At 69.9% G+C, this 1487-nt stretch carries 1 protein-coding gene; it reads right to left on the bottom strand.

Annotation, left to right across the window (positions count from 1 at the left end):
• On the bottom strand, positions 1-1255 hold a 1255-nt coding region (locus AC1D15_RS31805), incomplete at its 3' end, for an ABC transporter transmembrane domain-containing protein (RefSeq protein WP_477829194.1).
• Between the last annotated feature and the right edge of the window lie 232 nt (positions 1256-1487).

Consider the following 1487-nt stretch of genomic DNA (forward strand, 5'->3'; position numbering starts at 1 on the left):
CGCTGACGCCGTCGACCGCGACCCGGCCCTCGGCCACGTCGTAGAAGCGCAGCAGCAACTGGAACACCGTGCTCTTGCCGGCGCCGCTCGGCCCGACCAGCGCCACCGTCTCGCCCGGCCGCACCTGCAGGTTGAAATCCGCCAGCGCCGCATGCTGCGGTCGCGACGGGTAGCGGAAGCTGACGCCTTCGAGCGCCACCGCCGAGCCGCCGCTCGTGCCCGGCAGTGCCGCCGCCTGCGCCGGCGAGGCGATCGGCGAGCGCGTGGCCAGCAGCTCCATCAGCCGCTCGGTGGCACCGGCCGCGCGCAGCAGGTCGCCATACACCTCGGCCAGCACCGCCACGGAGCTGACGAGGATGATCACGTAGACCACCGTCTGCCCGAGGTGGCCCGCGCTGATCTGCCCGGCGATCACCGCCTGCGTGCCCTGGTACAGGCCCCACAGCAGCGCGCCGAAGGTGGCGGTGATGATGAAGGCGACCAGCCCCGAGCGCACGCGCGTGCGGCGCACCGCGGTGGCGAAGGCGTTCTCGGTCGAGTCGCTGAAGCGCTTCGCCTCGCGCGCCTCCTGCGTGTAGCTCTGCACCACCGGCACCGCGTTCAGCACCTCGGCGGCGATCGCGCTCGAATCGGCGACGCGGTCCTGGCTGGCGCGCGACAGCTTGCGCACGCGGCGCCCGAAGTACAGCGACGGCAGCACCACGATCACCAGGATGCCCAGCACCTGCGTCATCACCAGCGGGTTGGTGATGATCAGCATCAGCATCGCGCCCAGGCCCATCACCGTGTTGCGCAAGCCCATGCTGAGGCTGGAGCCGACGACGGTCTGCACCAGCGTCGTGTCGGTGGTCAGCCGCGACAGCACCTCGCCGGTCTGCGTGGTCTCGAAGAACTCCGGGCTCTGCTCGATGACGTGCGCATAGACGGCGCTGCGCAGGTCGGCCGTGACGCGCTCGCCGAGCCAGGTCACCATGTAGAAGCGCGCCGCCGAGAACACGCCGAGCGCCGCGCCGACCCCGAACAGCGCGAAGAAGTGCCCGCGCAACGCGAGCAGCCGCTCGCCGGGATCGGAGGCGACCAGCCCCTGGTCGATCAGTGATTTCAGCGCCGCCGGGAACACCAGCGTCGCGACCGCGGCCATCACCAGGAAGACGACCGCGAGGCCGATGCGCCCCCAATAGGGCCGCAGGAACGGCATCAGCCCGCTGAGGGATCGAACGTCGCGACCGGGCGCGGGGGGAGTGGGGCTGGTCATCGGGGGGGCCTGTCGGACAGCGGGTGGCAAAAAAGTCGCATCGCACTGTAGCCGAACACGGCCGGGGCAAAGGCGGCCTTGACAATTACTGCCTAAGCAAATAAAGTCCAGGCATCGAGACAGCCAACGGACCCCATCCGACCGCCATGAGCCGCAGCCCCGTCCCCGCCGATTTCTACAACCGCGACGCGTACTGCGCCGAGGAGAGCGTGGGCTACCTGATGAAACGGAT

It is taken from the genome of Rhizobacter sp. P2_H2 (genome assembly GCF_056403375.1).